Origin of the sequence: Pseudomonas sp. LAIL14HWK12:I10 (genome assembly GCF_900184205.1) — a bacterium.
GTDB classification, from domain to species: Bacteria; Pseudomonadota; Gammaproteobacteria; order Pseudomonadales; family Pseudomonadaceae; genus Aquipseudomonas; species Aquipseudomonas kermanshahensis.
Genome location: NZ_FXWU01000003.1, coordinates 535256 through 561600, shown reverse-complemented (window position 1 = coordinate 561600; position 26345 = coordinate 535256). Strand labels below are relative to the sequence as shown.

Here is a 26345-nt window from a genome sequence, read left to right as displayed (position 1 = left end):
GGCTTAAAAGGCCAGGAGGCGCAGGTAAGTGCGAGTAGAAGCTCGCGAGGATACAGCTTCGGTCGAAGCCGCACGACACAACGCAAGGTCGGACGGCCCCATTTTAGTATCTTGTAGAGGGTTTGGATTTAACTCTTTCTGTATAGGGCTCAATCCGCAGCCGTGATAATCATTTGGAGCTTGGGCGACCTGGAATATGGCTAAGGATCGATTTGGAGAACCCGCCATCGACACAGATATCCTGCCCCGTGACATAGCCGGCTAGCGGGCTAATGAGAAATTCGATCACGTTTGCGATGTCTAGCGGTTCGCCGATTCTGGCCAGTGGAATGATCGCTTCTCGTGCTTTCTTGATCTGCGGATCAGCGTACATTTTTTCAGACATGGGTGTATGTGTCATGCCTGGCGACACGATATTGACCCGAATGCCTTCAGGTGCCCACTCCAGAGCGAGAGTTTGCGCCAGCATTGTTAATGCTGCCTTGGTGGGGCTGTAGGCGCCAGAGCCGGCGTGCGGAAGCTGGCCAGACATCGACGAGGTAAAGCACGCTGAGCCTCGGCTCTCGCGAAGATGCGGGTAGCTTGCTTTGGCAAGCAACCAGGCGCCGCGAAGATTGACGGCGAACATGTCGTCCCAATCCTCAATGGACAAATTGCAGATCGCGCCGGGGCTGGCGACGCCAGCATTCGCAACCAGCGTGTCAAGCCCGCCGAATTCGGCTACTGCAGCTGCTACCAGTTGGTCAGGCACCGCAGGATCGCCGAGATCACCAGACAATGAGATCGCGACGCCACCCATGGCCATGATTTTTCGAACGATTTCATCCTGGGTTGCGTTTGGGGCTTGCCCACAAACGGCAATTTTCGGCTGCGAGCCCCGGGCAAGCGCAGCCTTTGATCATCAGCACGTTTTCTTATCTGTGGTCATCCACGGCAATCGATGCAATTGCGCAGCTCTCTGAGCATGGGCACCGTGTGTTCGAGGTGCCCGTAAGTTCGCCACATTGCTGGCCGGTGGAAATGTCGACTGCAGAGCGTTCTGCTGCAAGCGTGCGTCTGCGTCAGTACGATGCCAAGATCAGGTCGCTCAATGCCGGCGGCTATGACGTCAACTTGGCTAGTCCCGCCGCCAACATGCGTCAGAAGAGCATTGATCACATTAAGGCGGTGATTGACCTGGCTGTCGCTTGGGATACCCAGGAGGTGGTGATATCTCCTGGCACGCGGCGCCCGATGATTTCTCCACCGCTCGAAAAGACTTTTGATTGGATGTACGAGAGCCTGGCGGCTCTGACGCCGCTGGCGAAACAGGCTGGTGTGCGCTTGCTGCTAGAAAATACCCCGTATTGCTTCACCCCTACAATGCGGGAGCTGGCTGAGGTTGTTGATACTGTCAATGATGATGTCGTCAGAGTCGTTTATGACATCGCCAACGCTGCTTACATAGGTGAGGACCCAGTAGCGAGTTTGCTGGCCTACCACAGTGCTATCGACTTTGTGCATGTATCCGACACCGGCACGGATGTGTGGGGGCATGACCCAGTTGGCACCGGAGTCGTAGACTTCATCGGATTGGGTGAGGCCGTTCACGCGACCTGCGGTATTGAAAACTGCGTGCTCGAAATCATCCGCGAAGAAAACGCCTTATATGAACTGAATAAAGGTGTCCAGGACCTGCGTGAGAAGGGTTGGAATATTTCGTAGTTGCCTCCTATCGCTCGTCGTCTCCGTAGCCCTGAGGCCCGCAATGGGCCCAGGTGCAAGTTAGAGCGTTAGCGCGCAGCTTACAAGTCTCCCTCGCTGACAGAAGTCCACAGGGACCAGCACTCTCCCACCCTTGTGGCCGATCGTTTCAAGTGTTCGATATGAGCATCCAAGGTTTCCTCGCGCATGCGTGCAATGGGGCCGGCGATGCTTAGGGTTGCCACCGGGGCCGAGTTGCTTGATCGTGAGGGGTCGAATACAGGCACTGCCACGACGCACACGCCCACTTCGCCTTCTTCTCGTACTACCGCATGCCCCTCTTTGCGGATCAGTGCGATGTCATCAAAAATGTCGCGAATCGAAACGCGTGCGTTGGGCCCTGCATATTCTCGGCTATTCTCGATATCCCAGGCGGCGAGAATGCGCATGGCGCGCTCATCACGCATAGTGGAGAGCCATGCTTTGCCTGCCGCAGTGGTATGGGGAATGATTTTTTCGTCTAGGGCGCGGCGGTATTGAAGGCCCCTGGTATTTTTCGTGGCCTGCAGTACCCAAGTCAGATGATCCTCTGCAACTTCCGCCAGGCGAACATGCTCGCCGGTTTCGCTGGCTAGTTCGTTGAGCAAAGGTTGCATGATCCTGGCAAACCCAGTTTCAGTGATGTAGTTCACGCCCATGCTGGGAATTTTCAGCGTCAGGCAGTAATGGTCCTGCTCGTCCTGGTAAACGTAGCCTCTTTCCCGCAGGGCGCTCAATATACGGTGAGCCGTGGCCATCGCCACTTGAGTCTGTTCACTGATTTCAGACAGGGCGAGGCCGCCTGGATGGGAAAGGAGCAGTTCCAGAGTATTGAAGTAGCGGCCTATATGTGACAATTTTTAGTCCTTTGTTTCGCGTCAGGGCATTATAGGGTGATGGGGGCGCCACCCAGGCGATCTGACTCATAGGCCGCCTCGATGATACGCATGACGCGGTGCATGGTTGCTAGCCCGGCGCCTGTATAAGCAACGTCTCGGTCAGGCGCGAGGATGTCGGTTACGAAGTTGTCGTAATACACGTCAGAGTTCAAGCTCATGTGCAGGTCACTTGCCTGCCCGGCCGCGTCGACCAGTCGCAAGCCGTCAGCGGTAGAGCGCGCATAGAACTGATCAGTTGACATTGAAAATGAATACTCCCGTTGCTCGGGTGTATTGGCGGGATAATTGTACCCCGTTTCGATAGTGCAGATGCAGCCACTCTCGGTCACCAGGGTCATCAACGAGCCGATCTCTACTGCTGTCAGTAGCGAATCGCGATACATCACTGCCGACACGCTGCGAATCGCCTCTCCGGAGATTTCCTCAACCAGATCGACGAAATGAGGGGCGAGATTGATCGTGCATCCGCCCCCCGATCGTTTCGGCTCAAGCATCCAAGAGCAACTGTTAGCCAGGTAACGTCCAGGCGGGCCAGCGTTGAACCGAAACGCCAGGGTTCTCCACTTGGCTTCACTCTGCCTGGCTTCTTGTTTTAGGCGGTTCAGTAATTCACTGTGCCTCCATATCAACGGCACCGCCACGAACAGACCGTTGGCTTCGGTGCGTTGGTAAAGGTCCAGCACCTCATGCTGGGTTAGCCCGCAAGGCTTTTCCATCGCGAAGGGGACCTTTTGCTCGATCAATGCCTCGCCCATGGCATACAGCTCATCATGCGGGCCAAAGGCGAAGGCAAAATCGGCTTCCTCGTTTTCCAGCAGGGTTTCCCAGTGATCGTAAAGTTGCGCTCCGAAACGCTGGGCGAGAGCGGGGCCCCGCGACCCCGTTGCGTCGGACACCGCCGTGACCGTTACATCAGGCAAGCGCTCAAGCGCATCGAGATAGAGCGGGGTGTGCCAGTGGCTGACTTCTAGGAGAACGACTTTCAAACATCCACCTTTATAAATAAGTATGTTTGACAAACCTGCGGTGCCATGGAGGTTACGGATCGAACCGCGAAAGAATAGCGCGCAAGCTACATTTTTGAGGTTGCAAAACAGCCTATCACGACCCTGTTATGAACGGAAGTAAGTTACGTTTTGATCGGTCGCTGAGCGCTGTGCCGGCGCTGTGGAGCAATAGCAGTCGGCGTGAGGGGTGCGCGCATGCCGAAAGCATGCGCATCGTGGAATGTTCTGATTGGAGTGATGAAGAGGGTGCGGGCTGGCAGTCAGGGGAGGGGTATGGGAGGCTACAATCCCGTCGAGTAGCGGCGCTCGATGTCTTCAAAACCCAGGAAACTAAGAGCCAGCAAGGCCTGGCCTACGTGCATGGGCTGGCCGTCAAGGGTTTTGCATCCGCGTGTTTGTGCCTCAATTAATAAAGCGGTCGGCTCGGCTCGAGTGATGATGTCGACCACCACCGTAGCTGGGTTCAGCCGCGCTGCTTCTATTGGCATCGGATCATCAGGGTTCATGCCAAGCGGGGTAGCATTGATAACGATGTCATGACCTGTAGGGTCTGGAGGCCCTGCTTGTACGTTGCACGCCCCTTCTTTGCCAGCGTTTTGCGCCAAGTCAGTGGCGCGGAGCGGATCCAAATCTGAAATGGTCAGTGAGCGAGCGCCAGCAGCGGCAACGGCGAAAGCGATGGCCCTTCCCGAGCCCCCAGCTCCGACCAGGAGAACTGATTTCCCGTGTAGAGAAACACCCTGACGCTGCATGCCCAGTACGCAGCCGAGCCCATCGAACACAGCTCCCTCCCAGCGACCGTCCTTGTCGCAGCGAACCACATTGATTGCGCCGATCTGGCGCGCGGTAGGGTGAAGAATGTCTACGACTTCAAGCATGGTTTGCTTGTGCGGCATGGTGACCAGTAGTCCAGCGAGGTTGCGGATTGTGCGCGCGCCTTTTACGAACTCGGCCAGGCCCTGCGTACCGACCTCCAATGGAATGCAGACGGCGTCAGACTGTGCTTCGGCGAATAGCCTATTCAGCAGCATCGGGGATTTGGCGCTCTTGAGCGGATCACCTATCAATCCATAGATGCGCGTTGTGCCGGTGATGAGTGGATGCATGTGAACCTACTGTAGTTGACGGGGGCACGCCAATTGCCAGCTCGCAGCTGTTGGACTTTCTTGCTGGCGGCGCACACGTTTATCGCCGGGGTGCTTAACGTGCTGCGCAGAGCAACTGCGCAACACGTTGAGAGTGATGGGTCTGGTTGTCAGTCGGGCATCACTGGAGTTGATTTTTGAGCGCTTGATTGGGGGTGCTAGTGCTCGATCTGGGATTGGATTTTTCCCGCAGCAGTTCGTACTCCTCCTTCGACATTGGCACAGCGTTGGGTTCACCCAGTTCGCTCAGACGAATACGGAACGTTTCGCGGGTAGTAAACGCTGCAATGGCGCAGATTGCACAGATACCGAAAGTCAGCGCTCCAATTTTCAGGGGGATATTTTCGGTGCCAGGCGGCGCAACGGATACGAACAGGGCTGGCAGAAACGCAGTGCATGCCACGCCGATGTTTTGACCGATGGCCATACCAGTGACGCGTACCCGTGTGCGGAACAACTCAGGGAACATGCTTGGGAAAACACCATTGAACCCTTGGTAGGCCACGCCCCACATCAGAAGCGAGAGAATCAAAGACAGCCAGAGATTGTGGATACTGATTGCATAGAGGTACCCAAACGACAAGAGACCGCCGCAGAGCACGCCCACGATCACCGGGGGGCGACGGCCAATTCTGTCAGAGAGTTTACCGACGAATGGGATAAGTATCACAGCGCACAAATTGCCCAGGACAGGAATCCACATGAACAAGCCGGAGGGAAAACCAATACCGTAAGCTGGCTGGACTGCATAGGTGGCGCCGAACACGGACGCGAGGATTGCAAGTACTGCAGAGAGTGCCATGCAGATGACACGCAACACATCCTTCCAGCTTTCGGTGAGTACCTCGACTACTGGCAATTTACGAGGCTTGTCCTGTGCTCGCGCCTCAGCAAAGACTGGTGCCTCATGTACTTCGCGGCGGATGATCCATCCGACCACAAGCACCACAGCGCTAAGCAAGAAGGGAATTCGCCAACCCCATGACGCAAAGTCATCCGCAGGCATGAATTGGGCGAGCGGCAGGAAAACCGCCGCCGCGAGCAGTTGCCCGGCTTGCACGCCTTGAAGGGTAAAGCTTGCGAAGTAACCACGGCGCCCGTCAGGTGCATGCTCCATGGTCATAGAACTTGCGCAAGACACTTCACCGGCAACCGCGAACCCTTGGATCAGGCGCAAGATAATCAGTATTGCGGGAGCCCACACGCCAATCTGCTGGTAGGTCGGGAGTAAGCCAATGCACATGGTCGAGAAGCCCATCAAGAACATGCAGTAGACCAATACTGTCTTGCGGCCATGGCGGTCACCCAAGTGCCCTAGCACCACTGCTCCTATAGGTCGTGCGATGTACCCAACGCCGAAGCTAGCGAGTGAAACGATGATTCCTACGGTTGGATCGTCCGTTGGAAAAAACAGTTGCGGGAAAAGCAGGGCAGCGGCAGTCGCATAAATGAAAAAGTCGTAGTACTCCAACGCCGAGCCGATCCAGCCGCTAGCTGCGGCCTTCCTTGACTGACGCTTGGAGTGTGGATCGCTCGGGATGCCATGGCTCATGAAGTGTCTCCGGTACCGTAATTTTGTTATTGTAACGTCGTTCCATTTGTAATGTTGTTCCCGCGCATTGCCTTTGTCAAGCGTGCTGGCACGGTTCAGGTTCATGAGTCGGCCAGCCCTTGGGCTGGCTGTTCACGAGCCATTCATTGTTTATGGGAGCGGTAGGCCCGCCAGCGTGAGTTGCAGCCTCATCGCTGTACTTCTAGTGAGCCGGGTATAGATAAGGAGTAGGGGACGGGCCAGCGAGTGAACGTATTTGCGTTGACTTGACGATCACGTGATGATTACTATTGTAACTGTGTTCCAGATAGAACGGCGTGACATTTTTGTCGGCGCTGCTCAAAACCAGCTGAGAATAATCCCATGAGAGTCGTTAAAGGTGCTGTTGATCGTTGCCTTGAGGCTATCGAGCTGCTGGCTCGTGAGGCCCGCTGGATGCGAATGTCCGATATTGCAGGTGAATTGGGGATGGAAAAGGGGCCTGCGCACCGTGTGCTTGCGCAGTTGGTGGAGCAAGGGTGGGCCGAGCAGGATGAGGCGACGTCCCAATACCGTCTGACACTCAAATTGGCGCTTTTGGGGCAGCGTTATCTGAACGGCATCGGATTGCCGGAGCTTGTTCAGCCGATCATTGAAAATGTAGCGTCTTTATCCCATGAGCTGGTACGCCTGACTGTCGTCTGCGAGGGCGGCTTGTCCTGGCTGGCCTCGGCTCAAGGCGCTGCACCTGGGTTGATGTACTCGCCCGCCATGGATCAGCCTATCAATCTGTACACCACCGCTAATGGCAAAGCCTGGCTTGCATCTATGCCTGACGAGCAAGCTGTCGAGATTGCTATCCGCGACGGTCTGGGCAAAGACCAGGGTACAGGCAAGGGTCCTCGGGCTATCAATACGGTCGAACGCTTACTTTCCGACTTGGCGGCGACCAGAGCACGGGGCTATGGACTCGTTGTGGAAGAGGCTGAGGCCGGCGTGTGGGCAATCGCGGTTCCGGTGAGGCTCATCCCATCTGGAATTGTGGTCGGGACCATGAGTATCGCCGGTCCGGTGTTGCGCATGCATCCAGACCGCTACGAGGATTTGCATGCATTGCTCGAGGATGCTGCGAACAAGCTCGGTACGGTATGGCCTCGGCAATCCAGTGTGCAGGGATGAAGTGCATGGATAAGTTCAGTCAATCAGCCGATGCGCCTGAATCCATCCTTCTGCAAGCCGCCGCGCACCTCGTGAACGCACGCCAAACGGGTAATAAATTAGATGCCCTGCCATGCAATGAGATTTCACTGAGCCTAGAGCAAGGCTTCGAGATACAGCAGCATGTCGGTGTGCTGGCCGGGAAAAAAGTGGGCGGATGGAAATGCGCATTGCCCAAGCCCGGCAAGTGGATAGTCGCGCCTATCTACACCGATAGCATCGTGAGCTGCGACCAATACTCCCTGGGCTTCGCAACTTCCAAGGTGCGAATCGAACCTGAGCTTGCATGCGTGTTAGGGGCCGGCCTTCCTGCCCGCGCGGCGCCTTACACGGCCGACGATATAACGCGCTCTATCAGCCAGGTACACCTTGCGCTGGAGGTGATCGACAGTCGGTACACCGATCCGCAAAAAGTTACGTTTGAGCAGTTGCTGGCTGACGGGTTGTTCAACCAGGGGCTAGTCCTGGGGGCACGTGCCGTTTCACTAACCTCGAACAATTTGCCCACTCACCTTGATGTAACGCTTAGTCATCCGGGTGTCGAGCCTGTGAGCGTTGCCGGCACTCACCCGGATCAAGACCCCGTCTCGCCGATCGTCTGGCTTGCCAATTTTCTTTCTGCACGGGGCATTGATCTGCAAGCGGGTCAGGTCGTGATCACCGGCTCCTATGCAGGGGTACTCGAAGTTCCCACTCACCAGCCGCTGGACATCCAGTTCGGCGAGGCAGGTTCACTGTCTGTCTTTTTTTCAACGCTTGAGGAGTAACGTATGCGCTTGGTTCGTTTCGGTTTGCCTGGACAAGAACTGCCTGGAATTTTGGATGCTCAAGGACAGGTCAGGGATCTCACTGGCATCGTCGATGATATCGATGCAGCGGCGCTGTCGCCGTCCAGCATCGAGAAGCTGCGCGGTGTCGACATTGAGCGTCTGCCGTTCGCGCCTGCGGGATCGCGTCTAGGGCCGTGTGTGGGCAGTGTGCCGAACCTGATCTGCATCGGCCTCAATTATTCTGACCACGCCGCCGAGACCAACACGCCTATTCCGAGCCAGCCTGTTGTATTCAATAAACACACAGGCTCTATCAGCGGTGCAAACGACCCTGTGATTCTGCCGGGTGATTCTAAGAAGCTCGACTGGGAAGTTGAACTGGCCATCGTGATTGGTTCACCCGCCTGGCACATAGAAGAAAGCAAGGCGCTGGATCATGTGGCCGGATACTGCCTGGCTAACGATGTCTCCGAACGTGCCTATCAGCTTGAGTACGAAGGGCAATGGACCAAGGGTAAGAGCAGCTTTTCCTTCGCGCCACTTGGCCCTTGGTTGGTGACTCGCGATGAAATCGCCGATCCGCAGAACCTCGACCTCTGGCTGGAAGTGAACGGCAAGCGTTATCAGAACGGTAACACTCGGACCATGATTTTCAGTGTCGCGCACATCGTTTCTTACCTGAGCCGTTTCATGCCGCTCATGCCGGGTGATGTGATTATCACCGGGACACCACCAGGTGTTGGGCTTGGACAGAAACCAAATGTGTTTCTCAAGGCGGGTGACGTCATGCGCGTAGGGGGCACAGGGCTGGGCGAACAGTCTCAGGCGGTAGTGCCGTATGTAGCGGAAATGGGAGCTGCCTGGGTTGCGGGCCGTCATCCTAACGTTGATTAATGCCGGAGAATGAGACATGAGCTTTGCAGGAACAGGTGTGGTTGCAATTTGGCATGATCTTGTGCCCGACGCGCGGGATGAGTTCTACGAATGGCATAACCGTGAACACATGCCAGAGCGCGCGGCGATTCCGGGATTTCAGCGGGGGCGACGATACATCGCGCTCGATGCTGGGCCTGCTTATTTCAATCTGTACGAGGCTGATTCTGTCGAGGTGCTGGGGGGGGCAGATTACCTGGCTCGCCTAAATGCGCCGACGCCATGGACACAGAAAGTCGTGCAGTCATACCGTAATGTCGCTCGATCGATTTGCGACGTTCATTACACGGCCGGTGTGGGTAATGGCGCTTATTTGGTGACCCTGCGCTTCAATGTCGCTGTCGAGCGCTACACGGACGTTCTGCAAGCATTGCGCGATCGAATGTTGCCCCCGCTGGTCGATGCACAAGGGATCACCGGTGTCCACTTCTGCACCGCTGATGAAGCCGTCAGCAAGGTTGAAACTGCGGAGAAGAAGGCCCGATCAGAGGGCACTGAAATTCCATCCTGGATCATCATGATCGAAGGTTGCGCCGCTGACTATGTCGGACATACCAGAGAGCGACTGGTCGCGGAGTTGAGCAACCTGCTGGACGACCCTGAGCAGCAGCTCGCCACCACGCTTTACCAACTGGAATACACCCGCTGCAAGACACCTTCCAGCGCGGGTTGAGATTTGCTGACCTGCAGCGACACTGCAGGTAGTGCTTGATCGTTTTCCTCTTCTGGGCGCGCCTCGCCAAGTGTCATGCGCTTTGTCTCTGGCGTGCTCATGTTTTGACTTTATAGAGGGTACTGGGAGTTTGGCCTGCGCTCACGAATTAACGGGCTCGGCCGTCGCCGTCTGCTGGATGTCGCAACAATAGCGCGCCGCTCTTAGCCACGCGCTGCGCCACGGAGGCGCAGTAATAAGCCTGAGGTCATGCAGGCTTGCGCTATTCATAGAAAACGGAAGAACCCTCTGCTTAAAGGGGGCGTCAATTAATAGAAAGCGTTGTACAAAACCTCGTTGAATGAATGCTCGGCGTGACAAGCTGCGTTTATATTAAATGTCTGTGATGGAAATAATAAAAAATGAAAATCCGCGCATCCGAATATATTTACAATAACGCAAAGATATTTTTTGTTCTGCCGCTTCTCAGTACGGCAGTCTGCGTGCAGGCAACCGAGGCTGGATTTATAGGGGATTCAACTGCTGCGCTGGCGCTACGTAATTTTTACATTAACCGTAACTTTGTAAGCGACTCTGCCACTCAAGGCAAAGCAGAAGAGTGGAGTCAAGCTTTTATCATGAGTTATAAGTCGGGCTTTACCCAGGGGCCGGTGGGCTTTGGCGTTGACGCCCTGGGGCTGTTCGCCGTGAAGTTAGACAGTGGGCGTGGCACCCGAGGAACACAATTGCTGCCCATTCATGACGATGGCCGCGCGGCCGATGATTACGGGCGTTTGGCAATTGCAGGTAAAGCGCGGTTCTCTTCTACAGAGCTCAAGGTCGGCGAATGGATGCCCACGCTGCCAATCTTGCGTTCAGATGACGGCCGGTCGTTACCCCAGACGTTCCGCGGTGCACAGATTACTTCTCGAGAAATCGAAAATGTTACCCTCTACGGCGGGCAATTCCGTGCTAACAGCCCGCGAAATGATGCCAGCATGGAGGATATGTTCCTCGCGCAGAAACCGGGCGTCACCTCTGATCGGTTCAACTTCCTGGGTGGCGAGTATACGTTCAATGACAAGCGGACGATGCTCGGCGTGTGGGGGGCTGAGTTGAAAGATATCTATAGTCAGCAGATGGTGCAGCTCACCCATAGCCAATCCGTTGGCGACTGGACGCTGGGTGCCAATTTACAATGGTTCACTGGTAAGGATGAGGGGCGATCTCTGGCGGGAGATCTTGATAACCGTACAGGATCTGGTTTGTTTTTCGCCAAGTATGGTGCAAACACATTTTATATCGGGTTGCAAAAGGTCTCTGGCCAGGACGGTTGGATGAAAGTTAACGGCACGTCGGGTGGCTCACTGGCCAATGACAGCTTTAACTCTAGCTACGAAAATGCTAATGAGCGCTCTTGGCAGTTGCGACATGATTATAATTTCACGGCACTGGGTGTGCCCGGGCTGACCCTTATGAACCGGTACATCAAGGGAAGCGGTATCCATGTGGGTACTGAGACTGACGCCAAGGAGTGGGGCAGGGAGAGTGAACTGGCTTATGTTTTTCAATCTGGCGCACTTAAAGACCTGAACGTCAAATGGCGAAATTCGACACTGCGTCGAGCGTGGGGGACTAATACGAGTTTCAATGAAAACCGCCTAATCATTAACTACCCGCTTTCGTTGTTTTGATTTGCGTAAAGCAGTGGGCGTCATTCGAGAAATGAACGTACAAAATGGATCCGCGATCATCCGGCTGTGCGGGTGCTGAGGCAGACAGTTGGGTTGATGGTGAGGCCAATTCCCTTTTGTTTGCTCTCGCGAACCGGGGATATCGATTCTGATTTCAACGGGCAAAACAAAGCCCGCCAAGGCGGGCTAGGGCGGTTCCGTCGCAGGGTCAGCGTTGCACTTTTTGCTGTTGCAGGCGCTGGAAACGGGTCACGGCGATCTGCACGGCAGCCGCTACAACGCAGAGCAGGCCGATTTTCCAGCTGCCCTCCAGCCCGAAATGCTCGGAGGCTTTCCCAGCGATGAGTACGCTAAAGAAGATGGCGACAGGCAGGATCAATTTGTTCATTAGGGCTTCCAGCAGAGAACGACAAAAGGCGTAAAGGGCATACGGTTCGGGTCATTAGGCTTGGTCAGCCTTGGCGGAATGCACCTTGCGCACGATCACATCAATCCGATGCCAATTCACGGATTCAGAATCGATGATCATAGGGGATTCCGTTTCACGCAACAGGATAACCTCAAGCCCCTCTGAAAGCCGCCGAACGTCTTCCACGCTTTGAAATGACATCTGCACTTGGCTCGCCCAGCTGTGCCTCAGGCCGAAGAAATGGCCCACGAAGACGCCACCTGGCATTGGTGTATTGCCGCAAGTTACCGAACACATCTGCTTGAGTTAACCCCTCACCCTCAGCGCGCCAGCTTCAAAGATGGGTACGTATCCACCCGTCAGCCACGTCGCCCATCGTCAACGGCTCGCCGCTCTTGATCCAGGCCATGAAGGCGCGATCAAACTTGAATGCGCTTCCGCACTCATCCGTTAGGAACCGTCGAACTTTTTGCGTGCTCCGGTAGTGTTTGTCCAGTGGGGTGCTTCTGGTGATCGGCCCTGCGTGCCAGTCAACGCTCATTTCCTTATTCCTGTATGAAGGCATGAGCAAAGAGCTTACCCGCGCAGACGCTACAAATCACTCATGCGCTGGCCGCTGGCTGAACAGGGGCTACTGCAAGGTCGGTGGTTTGACGGTGCCCGACATCTTGCTCAACACCGCCTCTATTCGCGCGATCGACTTATCAAGGTCATCGGCTTCCTTGTCATAGCCCTCCTTTCTAAATCGATCACGCGACTGTCGCAGGTTGAGCAGGTTCTTTTGCAGTTTCAGGGCCGAGGCGTCGAACGGGTCCATGCTTTTCTCATGCGGTGGGCATCCGTGCCGTTGTAGGAAAATGGGACCGTAGCAGCTCGATTTTGCCGATGAAACTGATGTTTCATACAGGGAAATGCCACTGCTTGGATTTCTCCTACGATGTACGGGTAAAGATCCTACAAACTTCGCATCTGACCGTTTCAAATCGTGTGCTGCATAAGGTTCTCAACGCCCCAGGCTCAAGGGTTTCGAGCAATTTAGGTCGCGCCGTCGCCAGCAGCGGTGTAAAGCAGGGTCACCGAACGTTGTGAAACCTTATGTAGCAATTACAGCCCCTGAAGTAGGGGCTGCTGACGCGGGAAACACGTCGGTGACTACAGGTGGTCCGCGTCGATCACTGCTTGAGCGAACGCATCGGGGGCTTCTTGGGGCAGGTTGTGGCCAATGCCGCCACTGATCAGGCGGTACGCGTACTTGCCGGTAAAGCGTTGTGCATAGCTTTCTGCCGATGGGTGCGGTGCTCCGTTGGCATCACCTTCCAAGGCGATGGTCGGCACACTGATGCTGGGGAAGGTGGCCAGTTTCGCTTCCAGTGGGGCGTAGCGGGCCTCGCCTTGTGCCAGCCCCAAGCGCCAGCGGTAGTTGTGCACGGTGATGGCAACCTGATCGGGGTTGTCCAGCGCCTTGGCACTGCGCTCGAAGGTGGTGTCATCGAAGGTCCACTTGGGTGAGGCGGTTTGCCAGATCAGCTTGGCGAACGCATGGCGGTTCTTGTCATAACCGGCTTGGCCGCGCTCGGTGGCGAAGTAGTACTGGTACCACCATTGCAGTTCGGCACTGGGCGGGAGCGGCGCCTTGGCGGCTTCCTGGCTGCTGATCAGGTAGCCACTGACTGACACCAGTGCTTTGACCCGCTCGGGCCACAGGGCCGAGACGATGTCGGCAGTACGGGCGCCCCAGTCGAAACCGGCGAGTACGGCGTGCTGGATGTGAAGGGCATCCATGAAGGCGATGACGTCGCTGGCCAGGGCCGAGGGCTGGGCATTGCGTAGGGTCTGCGCTGAAAGGAAGCGGGTCTGCCCATAGCCCCGTACGTACGGCACGAGCACGCGGTAGCCTTTTGCGGCGAGCTTCGGTGCCACCGCCTCGAAACTGTGAATGTCGTAGGGCCACCCATGCAGCAAGATGACCACAGGGCCATCGGCTGGGCCTTGCTCGACATAGGCCACATCGAGAACGCCAGCTTCAACGTGCTTGAGTGGGCCGAAGCGCTCCGCTGGGGTGGCCGTTGCCTGAGCCGGTGCTGACGCAGCCGAACAGGCGGCAGTCGCCATCAGGCCAAGGGGAAGAAGGGCACAGGCGAGGAGGTGGCGGATGCGGCGTGTTGGGTGGCTTGAAGGTGTCGAGGGGTGGGCAAGCATCATGCATCTCCTTGGCAAGGCCGCAGGTATGGGTTGATGCAAGCCAGTAAAGAGGACCTCTGTATCAAGGGTATGTCCGATTTAGCTGTAGGAAACGTTCTTGTGTATCAGGTCTCAGTTTGTACACATAAAGATACAACCATGCCGTCGCAGCGTGTCAGACCGCTTCTGCTACGATCGATAATTTCCCCAGGCCAAGGAGAGGCCCTATGCATTACGTCGTGATTGAGCGCCACCGCAGCGAATACCCAAGGCCGATTCGTTTTGCCAAGGGCACGCTGCTGGATATCGGCCCGCGCTATGAAGGGGAGCCGGGCTGGCAGGACTGGTACTTGTGTTCATGCCCTGGGCAGGAGCCGGGGTGGGTGCCGGCGCAATTGATCGAGCGGTTCAGTGTGGAGAAAGGCAGGGCGCTTGATCACTACTCGGCCCATGAGCTGGATGCCGACCCCGGGCAACTGGTGCAGAAGGTGCGCTCGCTCAATGGCTGGATGTGGTGCCGGCGCCATGACGATGATGAGTTCGGTTGGTTGCCGCTGGCAAAACTGGAGCAACTGAGTTGAGGTGGGGCGCACCACGGTGCTGATCACTGGCATCTGATCCGCTTTTTTTCTACAAACCTGCATCTGTAACCGTATCAGCCATGGACCGACAATAGGCCCATCCCCGCATCACACTGTAGAGGTTCCGATGGGCAAGCTGACGCTGTTCCTGGGTGGTTTTCTGCTCCTGACCATTCTGATAGGTATTTTGGGCACCATTCCGCCAAGCTGACTTTCACCCGACTCCTCCCTTCGCGGCCCGTCTGATTCGCCAGATGGGCCCACCCGCCTGCGCCCCCGGCTACCCCGTTCATTCACCATGACTGATCAGTGGTACCTGCAAGTAATTCTCAAGTGCGAATGGCTCGTGTAATCTCCCGCCGCCGTCCTGCGGCCCACGTTGATGGGCCGGTCTTTTGCCTTGGAGTCGAAACACACATGGAATGCAAGAAAGGCACTTCAGCCATGCTGGAGTGGCGTAGCCGTTTTCTCGCTGAAGGCACGCTCGATGAGGACGCGTACGACGAGGCACTGCGAAGCGCAGGCGTATTGGAACAGGCGGGTGAGATCAGCACGCTTGAGTGGATCGAGTTGGTCAGGCTGGCCAATACAGCGTTGCTGCATGTGCGATAAGTCGTTCTTTGCGCTGGGAAATCTGTCCACAAAAAACGTGGGTAGGTCTGTGGATAAAATGCTGCAAGCCAAGCCGGAAGCGGGCTCTGTTAAATTGAGCAGAATTTGAACAGTCCTTTTGAGTCCTCGCCGTCACGCCGACAGGCCGGCGCGGCGCAGGGCCTGCAGCAGTTCACGAACCCGCGCGGGCAACTCGCCGGCCGGGTACAGCGCGTGCATTTGCGGGTCTTGGCCGGTGCTTGAGGTCAAGCGGTATTGCGGGCACACCCGCACCAGGCGCCCGGCCTTGACCTGAGTTTCGCCCACCCAGGCCGCCAGGCGGGCGATACCGGCCCCGGCCAGTGTGCTGTGGTACACCGCATCGCCAGAACCCAGCCGAAGCCGTGGCGTTGGGCGCAGGCTGGTGATCTGGCCATCTCGGCAGAAATGCCAGGCTTTGAGTATGCGTGGGGCGGTATGCAGAATCAGTGCATGGCGCTCCAGGTCTTCTGGGTGTTGCGGGTTGCCGGTGCTGGCCAGGTAAGCAGGGCTTGCATACAGATGGCGTTGGTAACCCCACAGCGGATAGCCGATCAGTTCGCTGGATTGCGGAAAGGCGCCGCGCACCACGAAGTCGAACTTGTCCAGCAGCGGGTCCAGGGCGGCATCGCTGTACTGCACGTCCAGGGTCACCTGTGGATGACGCTGGGAAAACTCAGCGAGTACCCGGGGCAACACATGCTCACCGAGCAATTGCGGCACGGCGAAACGGATCCAGCCTTGGGCGCTACCGCTTAGCGCGGCCAACTCGTCGACTGCATCACGTTGCACATCCAGCAAGCGTTCGGCATGGGGGAGCAGGCGCTCGCCAGCTTCGGTCAGGGTCACCGCGTTGGCGTTGCGGTTGAGCAGTTTACTGCCGGCGTTGTCCTCCAACGTTTGCACCGCTCGGGTTACTGCGCTGGGTGAACGCCCTAGGGCGCGTGCCGCAGCGACGAAGCTGCGCTTGTGGGCAACACTGACGAACGCCTGAATCTCCCGCAGCATGTCCAAGGCCATTGCCTGCTCCTCATTGCAGTTTTCGCAATGTGGCATTTCAACACAAGCGCGGCACTTTGATTAGCCTTGCAGCCTGTCTTACTGCCTGGAGCCGCGTCATGATGGATATCGCTGTACTTTCTGTGTTCGCCTTTGCCGCCGGTTTGATCGATGCCGCCGTAGGCGGTGGCGGGCTTATTCAGATCCCGGCGCTGTTCAACGTGCTGCCCACCGCGCAACCGGCGGCCTTGCTGGGCACCAACAAACTGGCCTCGGTGTGCGGCACTGCCTTTGCGGCTCGCTCGTTCATCCGCAAGGTCACATTGGACTGGGGGCTGATCGTGCCCGCGGCGCTCAGTGCCTTTGTCATGTCGTTTGCCGGCGCCGCCACGGTATCGCTGGTGCCGCCCAGCGTGATGCGCCCGGCCGTGCTGGTGATGATCGTGCTGATGGCGATCTATACGTTCTGCAAAAAGGACTTCGGCACGTTGCACAAGCCCACGCAGATCGGCCGCAAGGAGCAATGCCTGGCGGTGCTGATCGGTGGGGCCATTGGTTTTTACGATGGCCTGTTCGGGCCAGGGACCGGCAGCTTCCTGATCTTCCTGTTCATTCGTTTTTTTGCCCTGGACTTCCTGCACGCTTCGGCTTCGGCCAAAGTGGTGAACATCGCCACCAACTTGGCGGCGCTGGTGTTCTTCGTGCCGTCGGGCAACGTACTGTATGCCATCGCCTTGCCCATGGCGGCCTGCAACATCCTCGGTGCATTGACCGGCACTTGGCTGGCGGTGCGCAAGGGCGCAGGTTTCGTGCGTGGGCTGTTTCTGATTTTGCTGTGCGTACTGATTGCCAAGCTGTCCTGGGATTTGCTGGCCGGTTGAGTCAGACCACCTGGCGCTGTGCCTCGGCCTGTTCAACACAATTGCGGCCATGCGCCTTGGCCCGGTACAGCGCCTGGTCAGCGCGCGCCAGTAGCTCGTCCAGGCTCGGCGCCGGGGTGTCGGCGGCGCAGCCGTCCAGGCCGATGCTCACGGTGATCTGCAGGCGATGGTCGGCGTGCACCACGTGCAGGTCCTGTACGGCCCGGCGCAGGCGTTCGGCAGTGAATTTGGCGCGATCTGGCGCAAGGCCTGGGAGGATCACGACGAACTCCTCGCCGCCCATGCGCGCGAACAGTTCGCCTTCGTGCAACTGGTCTTGCAGGGTGCGGGCGAACTGGCGCAGTACCTGATCACCGATAGCGTGGCCATGCGCGTCGTTGATCGCCTTGAAGTGATCGATATCTAGCATCATCAAGGTCAGCGGCAATGCTTGGGCATGTTGCTGGCGGCTGTCGAGCAGTGCATTGGCGCGGCGGGTGAACGCGCTGCGGGTCAGTACCCCGGTCAGGTGGTCGATGGTGGCCTGGTGCGCCAGGCGTGCCATCAGGCTGCGGTTGGCCTGGCTGACGCAGGCCACCACCAGCGGCCCGAGCACCAGCATGGCGATGCCCAAGCGCGCCGACATCAGGGTGGTGACCCCGGGTTCGCTCTGCGGCACGCTGAAGTGCATGAGGTTTTGCGCGACTGCGACGATGAGGGTGCTGCCGGCGGTGAGCGTCAGCATCGAGACCAGAAACGGCGGGTAGGTCCAGGCACACCACAGCAGGGCGGCGATCGGGAAGGCAATCGCCCCTGGCCCACCGAAGGCGATGCTGAAGGCCAGCGAGCCAAGCAGCACCAGCAGCGGCGGCAAACGCACTGCCTGGGCGCCACTGCGCACCATCGCCCGCACCGAGGGCGCCGACAGCAGCACCGGTAGCACCAGTACGCCGGTCGAGAACTGTTCACTGAACCAGGCCAGCCAGGTGGCCTGCAGCGATTGCTCGAACCACGGTGCGGCCATCACCGAGGCCAGGCTCGCGGCAACCATTGCGCCAGCGGCGCACGCGGCAAACACACTGAGTACGCCATGCGGGCTGCGCATGCGTCGGTGCAGGCGCGGCACGCGTGACAACAACTGCCACACGGTGAACACCATGCCGAGGTTGCACAGGTTGAACCACAACGCCGGCTTCCAGGCGCTGCCGCACAGCAGGTCGGCCAGCACCATGGCCAGCCACACCAGCATGAAGCCGAGGGCGTTGGCCTGGCGGGGGTAGCGCAACAGCACGCCGACCAATACCGCATTCACCGGCCAGAACAGGGAGAGGGACTCGATGGGGCGTGCCAGGATGCCGCCGAGGGTCAGGGCAAACGTGAGGCAAAGCAGCGCGACATAGGGCAACAAGCGCGATTGGGCTGGAAAAACCATGAACTCGACCGGCAAGCGGAAACGAAATCCAGGACAACGGCTTGAAGCACCTGGGGCAATTACGTGTCAGTGTGTTTCGACAGGGTACTTGATGTCAATCTGCCGCGATCCTGCAAGATAATGCCAAATTGCCGGTATCCCCAGTCGATTTCCTTACAAGCCGAAGAACCACGGGACCATCACCACAGTCACCAGCATCACCAGCAAGGTGAATGGCACGCCGACTTTGACGAAATCACCGAACCGGTATTGCCCCGGGCCCAGCACCAGGGTGTTGACCGGTGACGAAACGGGCGTCATGAACGCAGCCGATGCGGCGAGGGCCACGGTCATGGCGAAGGGGTAGGGCGACATGCCCAGTTGCGTGGCCGTGCTGATTGCCACCGGCGCCATCAGCACGGCAGTGGCGGTGTTGGAAATGAACAGGCCGATCACCGCCGTCACGGCAAACAGGCAGGCAAGAATGGCACTGGGGCCGGCCCCGCCCAGCACACTGACCAGCCCGGTCACGGCCAAGTCGATGCCGCCGGTTTTTTGCAGGGCCTGGGCGAACGGCAGCATGCCGACGATCAGTACCAGGCTCTGCCAATGGATTGCCCGGTAGGCGCTGTTCATGTCGATGCACCGGCCTGCGCCCATCAGCAGGCAGCCGATCAGCGCGGCGATCACATTGGGCACCGCGCCGCTGACCATCAGCCCGACCATCACCGCCAGGCTCAACAAGGCCTGCGGCGCGCGAGTGCGGGCCGGGGCGACCTGGTCGATCTCGGCGGGCAAGCTCAGCACTAGAAAGTCGTGCGGTTTGCTCTGCAGTTGACGCACGGCTTTCCAGGGGCCGACCACCAGCAGGGTATCGCCCAGGCGCAGCTTTTCTTCCACCAGTTGCTCTTCGATGGCCACCTGATCGCGGCGCAAGCCGACCACGTTAAGGTCGAAGCGGGTACGGAACGCCAGCTCGAGGACGCTCTTGCCGATCAGCTGCGAGCCGGGTGGCAGTGACACTTCGGCCATGCCCAGTTCCTGCGACTGATCGATGAAGTAGGCCGCCTTGAAATGCAGGGGCTCCAGTTGCATGGTCTGGCACAGGCTGCGCAGGTCGTCGCGGTTGGCGAACAAGTCGAGCAGCAGCACGTCGCCCTGGTGCAGCACGGTATTGGAGTCGGCGGTGATCACCCGTGTGGTGAATTTGTGCTGGCGCTCGATGCCGATCACGTTGGCGCCATGCTTTGTACGCAGCTCCAGCTCGCCCAGGGTGTGGCCAATCAGCGGTGAGTGCGGGCGGATGCGCAGGCGCCGCTCGCGGCCGCTGAGCTTGTAATCCAGTACCAGGTCGAGCAACGTGCGGCGGGTTTCCACCCGGCCGTCCTTGCGCACTTCGCCGTTGAGCCAGTGGCGGGTGAGCAGCATGTAGCCGATGCCCAGCACCAGCACCACCAGGCCGAACGGGGTAAAGCTGAAGAAATTGAAGCCCTGTTCGCCATGGCGCACCAGTTCGCTGTGCACCACCACGTTGGGCGGCGTGGCCACCAGGCTGAGCATACCGCTGATCAGGCCAGCAAAGCTCAGCGGCATCATCAGGCGGCTGGGTGAGAGCTTGAGGCGTGCGGCGATGCTCAGCACCACCGGGATGAAGATCGCCACCACTCCCGTAGAACTCATCACCGACCCCAGGCCCGCCACCGCCACCATCAGCAGTATCAGCAAGCGCGCCTCACTGTTGCCGGCGCGTTCGCTCATCCATTCGCCGATGCGGTAGGCAATGCCGGTGCGTACCAGGCCTTCGCCGATCACGAACAGGGCAGCGATCAGTACCACGTTGGGGTCGCTGAAACCGGCCAGTGCCTGCTCCACCGTGAGGATGCCCGATAACGGCAGGGCGAGGATCACCATGAGGGCGACCACGTCCATGCGCGGGCGGTTGATGATGAAGAGGACGACGACGATGGCCAGCAGGCCGAGGACCCAGAGCAGCTCGTGGTTCATGGGGAGGGGGTGTTCCTTCACACAGGGGCACGGTAGACATTAGCAGCCAGTGTGCCAGCTTGGGATGAAGGGTGTGTTGATGTGTTGCAGGGTTTAAGACGCAAAAGGGGCCGCTATGCGGCCCCTGTTTGTCACCTGGATCAGTGACGGTGACGGTGGTGCTTCTTGCCGTTGTTGTCGCCCATGTGGTTACCGATGGCACCACCGGCCGCGCCACCCAGGCCGGCACCAATGGTGGAACCGGCAGAACCGCCGACTTTGCCACCGAGCAGCGAACCGCCCGCAGAACCCAGGCCACCGCCGATGGCAGCCTCGGTGCGGTTGCCCTTGCGAGCGCCTACTGCACTGCCGGCAGCGCCGCCGACACCGGCGCCGATGGCAGCGCCTGTGCTGCCGCCGATCTGTTGGCCGACAACGTTACCCAGTACACCACCCAGGCCACCGCCAATGGCGGCGGTACCGTCACCGGCGAAAGCGCCCTGGCACAGCAGCAGGCCGAGGGCAAGGGAAGGCAGAGTCAGACGCATGGTACGAACCTCAAAAGGAATCATCAGGTTAAGGTGCCGCGCAGCGGGCGGCGGGTCAGGGTTGCAAAGACGCTTCAGCGGTAGTAGCGGTCACCGCGGTATTGACGGTCGTCGTCGTCATCGTCACGGTCATGCCGATGATGGTGGCCATGGCCACGGTCGCGATCACGCCAGCCATCGTCGTCGTCATGGTAGCGATGGCTGTGGCAGCCAGCAGTCAGCAGGATGGCGGCAATCAGCGAAAAGCTTGCAAGGCGGGTCATCACGATATAGGTCCTTGATCCGCAAAGGTTTACGGGACACTTCCTCAGACTGGGATCGATCCATTTGGTTTCCTGGGCGGGCAAAAAATTGTCCTGCCAGCGATGAATGGCGTGCTTCCCGGCTGCTGTTCTGTCTCGCTCGGTCATGGCCGAGCCGGCCGTCGGCACCTAGACTGCACGGTAAGCCGCAGCCAAGACGGCAAACTGCCACACGGTGAATCACGATGATCGCCCACACCCCCACGCTGTTCGCCGCGGTCGCCCTGGTAGCGACCATTCTGGCTTTCTGCCTGCTGCTGGTCGGCCGCAGCAACCGCCGCGACAACCTGCTGCTAACCGGCTGCGGGCTGCTGGTGCATGCCTTGGCGTATGTCTGCTACACCGTTTACGCGCAAGCGCCGCTGTGGCTCAGCTATGGCCTGGGCAACAGCTTGCTGTCACTGGCCCTGGCGTTTTATTCGGCCAGCTTGTTCCGGGTGCGTGAGCAAGTGATCCCGTGGCGGCTGATCTTCATTATCCCGGCGTGCATGCTGGTGGGGCTGATGCTGCTGCTCGACACCCTCGAACCACGCATGTTGCTGGCGACGCTGGTGCTGATGCTGCAATGCTCGATGATCCTTTACTGGGCCAGGCGGTACGTCGAGCGGCCAGGCAGGGCGCACCTGCTGCTGCAGATCGGTGCGCTGATCAGCCTGGTCGGGTTGGGCATGCGGGCTGTGGCGGTGGCCAATGGCACGGCGGTGGAAATGCGCTATGACACCAGCAACCTCAAACAGAGCATTTCGGTGGCGATCGGCACAGTCACGGTAATGATGTATTCAATCGGTCTGGTGTTGATGGCCAAGGAGCGTAGCGAATCGCGCTTGCAGCACCTGGCCTTGCGCGATGTGTTGACCGGCACCTACAACCGCCGGGCGATCCTCGAACGCTTCGGCGTCGAGCTCGACCGCGCCCGCGAGGCGCAGAGCAGCCTGGCCGTGGCCATGATCGATATCGATCATTTCAAGCGGATCAACGACCTGTATGGGCACTTGGCGGGTGACGAGGTGTTGTGCCATTGCGTGCGTCAGTTGCAGCAGCGTTTGCGCCAGGGGGACAGCCTTGGGCGCTATGGCGGGGAGGAATTCCTGCTGCTGTTGCCAGGTACCGACAGAAGCGGGGCGATGGCCGCGCTGCAGGGCTTGCGGGAAGCGATTGCCAACAGCCCCGCGCGTTTTGCCGGTGATGAGATCGAGCTGCGTTTCAGTGTCGGGCTGTGGTGCGGTGTGCCAGCGCCCAGGGACAGCACCTCAAGCCTGCTGGCGCAGGCGGATGCAGCGCTTTATCAGGCCAAGGCCGCCGGGCGCAACACCGTGCACATGGCGGCCTTGGTGCAGGTCAGTTGATTCAGCTGGCCGGGTGGATCGCCAGCACTACCCCATTGGTGATCTGCACCAGCACGTAGTGCTCGCCCATGCGTACCCAATGGCTTTCCTTTTCTGGGGTGGGCAGGCCTTTGGCCTTCCAGTCTTTTACCGTCTGATCATCGCGCTTGTATTGGTCGGGGGCCTTGTCACCCACCTTGAGTTCACGGTTGTGGGTTTCTGGCCCCGTAATGCTTTCTTCGGCGGACGGGGCGGCAGAAGCGGCCAACGGCAGGCAGGGCAGGGCGGCGAGCAGCAAGGCGGGTATCAGGTGATGCTTTTTCATCGCGGTTTCCTTGTGACGGCATGTTCCTACTGCGACAGCAGCATGCGCCCGACAATTCACTCGCGGTGACGCCAATGCTAGAGTCCCCTTCTTTTTTGCCCTGAGGATTGAACATGCGAGCGATTCTGCCGATGGCCGCAGTACTGATGCTGGTCGGTTGCGCTTCCGCGACCATGGAAACGGCACGTGGCGGCAAGCCGACCGCGCAGCTCGATTCGCACAAGGCGCCAGAACTGGTTGCACAATGCATTCAGTTCAGCTGGCAGGAAGAGGCGGTGTTCGGGGACGATGCCAGTGGCTACCTGGAGCCGCGCAAACCGGGTGGTTTCACCGTGTATACCCGCGAGGCCGAGGCGTTCGTGGACGTTTATCCGCAGGCGGGTGGGGCGCGGGTCGATTACTACGCGCAAAAAAATGACGGCGTGGCGCTGCAGCGGCGTGCTGCTGCGGCGACGTGCCTGTAGTTAAACAGTACAAGCAGACAAGGACGTCAACCATGGACCGATCGCTGCAACTCAACCGCATCAGCTGGGACGAGCGCGCACCCTTGCATGCTGCCTCGAACGATTATGAGGTCGAGCTGCTGGTCGAACGCCCCGCGCATCTTTCCGAGACCGTTCGTTTCGACTTGCCGCTGCTGGGCGATATCCACGGGCTCAACGCCGTTCACCTGCAGTGCCACATCGGCACCGATACCCTGTCGCTCGCGCGCCTTGGCGCACAGGTCTGTGGTCTGGATTTTTCCGCGGCTTCGCTGGCGCAGGCGCGGGCGTTGGCCGAACGCTGCGCAGCGCCAATCGCGTATGTGGAGTCAGATGTCTACGCCGCCGACCAAGTGCTGCCAGCGGGCACGTTCGATCTGGTCTACACCGGCATCGGCGCGCTCTGCTGGCTGCCCCGCATCGAGCCGTGGGCGCGCGCTGTGGCGGCCTTGTTGAAGCCGGGTGGGCGGCTGTTCCTGCGCGATGGCCACCCGATGCTGATGGCCGTCAACGAAGACCATCAGGACCGCCTGTTGATCGAGTATCCGTACTTCGAGCACGAAACCCCGACGGTGTGGCACACCGACCAGACATACGTCGAAACCGACCAGCGCCTCGTCCATACCGAGACCCATGAGTGGAACCACGGCCTGGGCGAGGTTATCAGTGCCTTGCTGGCGCACGGGCTGCAGCTGACCGGCCTGGTCGAGCACCCGAGCATCCCTTGGGAAGCGCTGCCTGGGCAGATGGACAAGGGCGCTGACGGCGAGTGGCGTTTGCGCCACCAGCCAGCACGCCTGCCCTTGAGCTACACCTTGCAGGCGATCAAGGCCTGATCAGGACAGGTAACCACCGTCGACGTTGAGTGCGGTGCCGGTGGTGTAGCTGGAGGCGTCGCTGGCCAGGTACAGCACCGCGCCGGCCATTTCCTTGGGGTCGGCCACGCGCTTGAGCGGGATTTGCTGCAGGGCGGCGTTGAGGATGGCCTCGTTCTTCACCAGTGCCGAGGCGAACTTGGTATCGGTCAGGCCGGGTAGCAGGGCGTTGCAGCGGATGCCGAATGGCGCGCATTCCTTGGCGAAGACCTTGGTCATGTTGATCACCGCAGCCTTGGTCACCGAATAGATGCCTTGGAAGTGCCCAGGCGAAACACCGTTGATCGACGCCACGTTGATGATGCTGCCGCCGCCGTGTTCGCGCATCAGCTTGCCGGCTTCCACCGACATGAAAAAGTAGCCGCGGATATTGACGTCGACGGTCTTCTGGAAGGCGAGCAGGTCGGTGTCCAGCACGTTGCCGAACTGCGGGTTGGTGGCCGCGTTGTTGACCAGGATATCCAGGCGCCCGAACTGTTCGCGTATCCCCGCGAACACCTGCTGGATCTGCTCCATTTCGCCGATATGGCAGGCCACTGCGGTGGCCTTGCCCCCGGCGGCGATGATCGCGTCGGCAACGTGCTGGCAGCCGTCCAGTTTGCGGCTGGAGACAATGACATGGGCGCCCTGCTGCGCCAGCAGATGGGCAATGGCCTCGCCGATGCCGCGGCTGGCGCCGGAAACGAAGGCGATCTTGCCGTCAAGGTCGAACAAGTGGGTCTTGGACATGCTGTTTTCCTTGTTATCTGTCGTCAGAGCGTGGAGGTGCGGGTCACCTGCAAGGCCATCTGCTCCAGCAGCCGGTTCATGTGGATGAACTGGGCGAAGCGTTTGTCCTGGGTTTGGCCGTGGTAGTAGCGGTAGTAGATCTGCTGGACGATGCCGGCGAGGCGGAACAGGCCATAGCAATAGTAGTAATCGAAGTTGTCGAGGCGAATGCCGGCGCGCTCGGCGTAGTAGTCGACGAACTGTCGGCGGGTGAGCATGCCGGGCGCGTTACTGGGTTGGCGGCGCATCAGTTGCACGGGCGCCGGGTCTGCTGCCTCGATCCAGTAGGCCAGGCTGTTGCCCAGGTCCATCAGTGGGTCACCGAGGGTGGCCATCTCCCAATCCAGCACACCGATGATGCGCATCGGGTTGTCGGCATCGAGTATCACGTTATCGAAGCGGTAGTCGTTGTGGACGATGCCGGGGCGTGGGTGGTCGGCGGGCATCTTGTCGTGCAGCCAGGCAATCACGTGCTTCCAGCGCGGGGCATCCTCGGTGATGGCTTTAGCGTAGCGGCTGGTCCACCCCTCGATCTGGCGTTGCACATAGCCTTCCGGCTTGCCCAGGTCGGCCAGGCCGCAGGCTTGGTAGTCGACCTGATGCAGCTCGACCAGGCGGTCGATGAAGCTTTTGCACAGGGCTTCGGTACTGGCTGCGTCGAGCTTGAGTTCAGCCGGGATGTCCGAGCGCAGGATGATGCCGTTGACCCGCTCCATCACATAGAACTCGCCGCCGATCAGGGTCTCGTCGGTGCAGTGCACGTACGCCTTGGGGCAGTAAGGGAAGCCACTGTTGAGCTGATTAAGGATGCGAAATTCACGGCCCATGTCGTGGGCCGACTTGGCCTTCTGCCCGAATGGCGGGCGGCGCAGCACAAACTCTCGGCCGGGGTAGGTGACCAGGTAGGTGAGGTTGGAGGCCCCGCCGGGGAACTGGCTGATGCTCGGCGAGCCTTCGAGGCCGGGAATATGGGCCTTGAGATAAGGGTCGATGACGGCCGCGTCGAGTTCTTCGCCGGGGCGGACCTGGGTGGACTGATCGGTGAGCGTCATGCGTTTTCCTTATTTTCGTTCGCAACAACTATTGGCTAATCTA

General features: G+C 59.1%; 29 protein-coding genes and 1 pseudogene. 12 read left to right on the top strand and 18 right to left on the bottom strand.

Going from position 1 to position 26345, the window contains the following annotated elements:
- Positions 1-169: 169 nt before the first annotated feature.
- Positions 170-874, bottom strand: a pseudogene (locus QOS90_RS09715) (SDR family NAD(P)-dependent oxidoreductase); the annotation flags it as partial.
- 20 nt (positions 875-894) lie between these two features.
- On the opposite strand from QOS90_RS09715, the gene QOS90_RS09710 reads away from it, so the two are divergent.
- Complete coding sequence (locus tag QOS90_RS09710) at positions 895-1704, top strand: sugar phosphate isomerase/epimerase family protein (RefSeq protein WP_027592719.1); 810 nt, start codon at positions 895-897, stop codon at positions 1702-1704.
- Between the two features lie 80 nt (positions 1705-1784).
- Here the strand turns inward: QOS90_RS09710 and QOS90_RS09705 are convergent, their stop codons facing one another.
- The 4 genes from QOS90_RS09705 to QOS90_RS09690 form a co-directional block, all read right to left on the bottom strand.
- Entirely contained in the window at positions 1785-2579 is a 795-nt protein-coding gene (locus QOS90_RS09705; RefSeq protein WP_027592718.1) for an IclR family transcriptional regulator, read from the bottom strand.
- 29 nt (positions 2580-2608) lie between these two features.
- Entirely contained in the window at positions 2609-3607 is a 999-nt protein-coding gene (locus QOS90_RS09700) for a Gfo/Idh/MocA family protein (protein ID WP_027592717.1), read from the bottom strand.
- Between the two features lie 302 nt (positions 3608-3909).
- A complete protein-coding gene (locus QOS90_RS09695) occupies positions 3910-4734 on the bottom strand; it encodes a shikimate dehydrogenase family protein (RefSeq protein ID WP_085273053.1) in 825 nt (274 codons plus the stop codon).
- A 160-nt stretch (positions 4735-4894) separates the two neighbouring features.
- A complete protein-coding gene (locus QOS90_RS09690) occupies positions 4895-6325 on the bottom strand; it encodes an MFS transporter (RefSeq protein ID WP_085273054.1) in 1431 nt (476 codons plus the stop codon).
- Positions 6326-6688: 363 nt separating this feature from the next.
- Here QOS90_RS09690 and QOS90_RS09685 point away from each other — a divergent pair, with 363 nt between their 5' ends.
- The 5 genes from QOS90_RS09685 to QOS90_RS09665 all read left to right on the top strand — a co-directional run bounded on the left by QOS90_RS09685 (position 6689) and on the right by QOS90_RS09665 (position 11571).
- Positions 6689-7483, top strand: coding sequence for an IclR family transcriptional regulator (locus QOS90_RS09685; RefSeq protein ID WP_027592714.1), 795 nt, complete (start codon positions 6689-6691; stop codon positions 7481-7483).
- Between the two features lie 5 nt (positions 7484-7488).
- A complete protein-coding gene (locus QOS90_RS09680; protein WP_027592713.1) occupies positions 7489-8289 on the top strand; it encodes a 2-keto-4-pentenoate hydratase in 801 nt (266 codons plus the stop codon).
- A 3-nt stretch (positions 8290-8292) separates the two neighbouring features.
- A complete protein-coding gene (locus tag QOS90_RS09675; RefSeq protein WP_027592712.1) occupies positions 8293-9186 on the top strand; it encodes a fumarylacetoacetate hydrolase family protein in 894 nt (297 codons plus the stop codon).
- Between the two features lie 16 nt (positions 9187-9202).
- Complete coding sequence (locus QOS90_RS09670) at positions 9203-9898, top strand: hypothetical protein (RefSeq protein ID WP_085273055.1); 696 nt, start codon at positions 9203-9205, stop codon at positions 9896-9898.
- Between the two features lie 401 nt (positions 9899-10299).
- Positions 10300-11571, top strand: a complete 1272-nt coding sequence (locus QOS90_RS09665) for an OprD family porin (RefSeq protein WP_085273056.1) — start codon at positions 10300-10302, stop codon at positions 11569-11571.
- Positions 11572-11779: 208 nt separating this feature from the next.
- Here the strand turns inward: QOS90_RS09665 and QOS90_RS09660 are convergent, their stop codons facing one another.
- The 5 genes from QOS90_RS09660 to QOS90_RS09640 all read right to left on the bottom strand — a co-directional run bounded on the left by QOS90_RS09660 (position 11780) and on the right by QOS90_RS09640 (position 14179).
- Entirely contained in the window at positions 11780-11959 is a 180-nt protein-coding gene (locus QOS90_RS09660) for a hypothetical protein (protein ID WP_085273057.1), read from the bottom strand.
- Positions 11960-12013: 54 nt separating this feature from the next.
- The gene (locus QOS90_RS09655) at positions 12014-12229 is read right to left on the bottom strand and encodes a hypothetical protein (protein ID WP_256577383.1); all 216 of its coding nucleotides are present in this window, start codon (positions 12227-12229) and stop codon (positions 12014-12016) included.
- A gap of 85 nt (positions 12230-12314) precedes the next feature.
- Positions 12315-12521 (bottom strand): DUF6434 domain-containing protein, encoded by a 207-nt coding sequence (locus QOS90_RS09650; protein WP_027592708.1) that lies wholly within the window; start codon positions 12519-12521, stop codon positions 12315-12317.
- A gap of 90 nt (positions 12522-12611) precedes the next feature.
- Complete coding sequence (locus tag QOS90_RS09645; protein WP_027592707.1) at positions 12612-12797, bottom strand: hypothetical protein; 186 nt, start codon at positions 12795-12797, stop codon at positions 12612-12614.
- A 335-nt stretch (positions 12798-13132) separates the two neighbouring features.
- Positions 13133-14179, bottom strand: a complete 1047-nt coding sequence (locus QOS90_RS09640) for an alpha/beta fold hydrolase (protein ID WP_097151330.1) — start codon at positions 14177-14179, stop codon at positions 13133-13135.
- A 209-nt stretch (positions 14180-14388) separates the two neighbouring features.
- On the opposite strand from QOS90_RS09640, the gene QOS90_RS09635 reads away from it, so the two are divergent.
- Together QOS90_RS09635 and QOS90_RS09630 are read left to right on the top strand one after the other, a co-directional pair.
- Positions 14389-14742: an SH3 domain-containing protein gene (locus tag QOS90_RS09635; protein WP_085273059.1), complete on the top strand. Its 354-nt coding sequence runs from the start codon at positions 14389-14391 to the stop codon at positions 14740-14742.
- A 417-nt stretch (positions 14743-15159) separates the two neighbouring features.
- Positions 15160-15354, top strand: a complete 195-nt coding sequence (locus tag QOS90_RS09630) for a hypothetical protein (RefSeq protein ID WP_027592704.1) — start codon at positions 15160-15162, stop codon at positions 15352-15354.
- Between the two features lie 132 nt (positions 15355-15486).
- On the opposite strand, the gene QOS90_RS09625 is transcribed toward QOS90_RS09630, so the two are convergent.
- Positions 15487-16392, bottom strand: a complete 906-nt coding sequence (locus QOS90_RS09625; protein WP_027592703.1) for a LysR family transcriptional regulator — start codon at positions 16390-16392, stop codon at positions 15487-15489.
- 98 nt (positions 16393-16490) lie between these two features.
- On the opposite strand from QOS90_RS09625, the gene QOS90_RS09620 reads away from it, so the two are divergent.
- Positions 16491-17252 (top strand): sulfite exporter TauE/SafE family protein, encoded by a 762-nt coding sequence (locus QOS90_RS09620; protein ID WP_027592702.1) that lies wholly within the window; start codon positions 16491-16493, stop codon positions 17250-17252.
- A 1-nt stretch (position 17253) separates the two neighbouring features.
- Here QOS90_RS09620 and QOS90_RS09615 read toward each other — a convergent pair whose 3' ends face one another.
- From QOS90_RS09615 to QOS90_RS09600, 4 genes are all read right to left on the bottom strand, one after another.
- Positions 17254-18678: a GGDEF domain-containing protein gene (locus tag QOS90_RS09615; RefSeq protein WP_027592701.1), complete on the bottom strand. Its 1425-nt coding sequence runs from the start codon at positions 18676-18678 to the stop codon at positions 17254-17256.
- A gap of 138 nt (positions 18679-18816) precedes the next feature.
- Positions 18817-20646, bottom strand: a complete 1830-nt coding sequence (locus QOS90_RS09610) for an SLC13 family permease (RefSeq protein ID WP_027592700.1) — start codon at positions 20644-20646, stop codon at positions 18817-18819.
- 140 nt (positions 20647-20786) lie between these two features.
- Positions 20787-21173, bottom strand: a complete 387-nt coding sequence (locus QOS90_RS09605; protein ID WP_027592699.1) for a glycine zipper domain-containing protein — start codon at positions 21171-21173, stop codon at positions 20787-20789.
- A gap of 74 nt (positions 21174-21247) precedes the next feature.
- Positions 21248-21436 (bottom strand): hypothetical protein, encoded by a 189-nt coding sequence (locus tag QOS90_RS09600; protein WP_085273060.1) that lies wholly within the window; start codon positions 21434-21436, stop codon positions 21248-21250.
- A 224-nt stretch (positions 21437-21660) separates the two neighbouring features.
- On the opposite strand from QOS90_RS09600, the gene QOS90_RS09595 reads away from it, so the two are divergent.
- The gene (locus QOS90_RS09595; protein ID WP_085273061.1) at positions 21661-22821 is read left to right on the top strand and encodes a GGDEF domain-containing protein; all 1161 of its coding nucleotides are present in this window, start codon (positions 21661-21663) and stop codon (positions 22819-22821) included.
- A gap of 1 nt (position 22822) precedes the next feature.
- Here QOS90_RS09595 and QOS90_RS09590 read toward each other — a convergent pair whose 3' ends face one another.
- Positions 22823-23125, bottom strand: coding sequence for an RcnB family protein (locus QOS90_RS09590; RefSeq protein ID WP_027592696.1), 303 nt, complete (start codon positions 23123-23125; stop codon positions 22823-22825).
- 113 nt (positions 23126-23238) lie between these two features.
- Between QOS90_RS09590 and QOS90_RS09585 the strand changes: the two genes are divergently transcribed.
- Both QOS90_RS09585 and QOS90_RS09580 read left to right on the top strand, forming a co-directional pair.
- A complete protein-coding gene (locus tag QOS90_RS09585) occupies positions 23239-23589 on the top strand; it encodes a hypothetical protein (protein WP_085273062.1) in 351 nt (116 codons plus the stop codon).
- Between the two features lie 32 nt (positions 23590-23621).
- The gene (locus QOS90_RS09580; protein ID WP_085273063.1) at positions 23622-24443 is read left to right on the top strand and encodes a class I SAM-dependent methyltransferase; all 822 of its coding nucleotides are present in this window, start codon (positions 23622-23624) and stop codon (positions 24441-24443) included.
- Here the strand turns inward: QOS90_RS09580 and QOS90_RS09575 are convergent, their stop codons facing one another.
- Together QOS90_RS09575 and QOS90_RS09570 are read right to left on the bottom strand one after the other, a co-directional pair.
- Positions 24444-25211, bottom strand: a complete 768-nt coding sequence (locus tag QOS90_RS09575) for an SDR family oxidoreductase (protein ID WP_027592693.1) — start codon at positions 25209-25211, stop codon at positions 24444-24446.
- A gap of 23 nt (positions 25212-25234) precedes the next feature.
- Positions 25235-26302, bottom strand: a complete 1068-nt coding sequence (locus tag QOS90_RS09570; protein WP_085273064.1) for a phosphotransferase family protein — start codon at positions 26300-26302, stop codon at positions 25235-25237.
- Positions 26303-26345 lie beyond the last annotated feature (43 nt).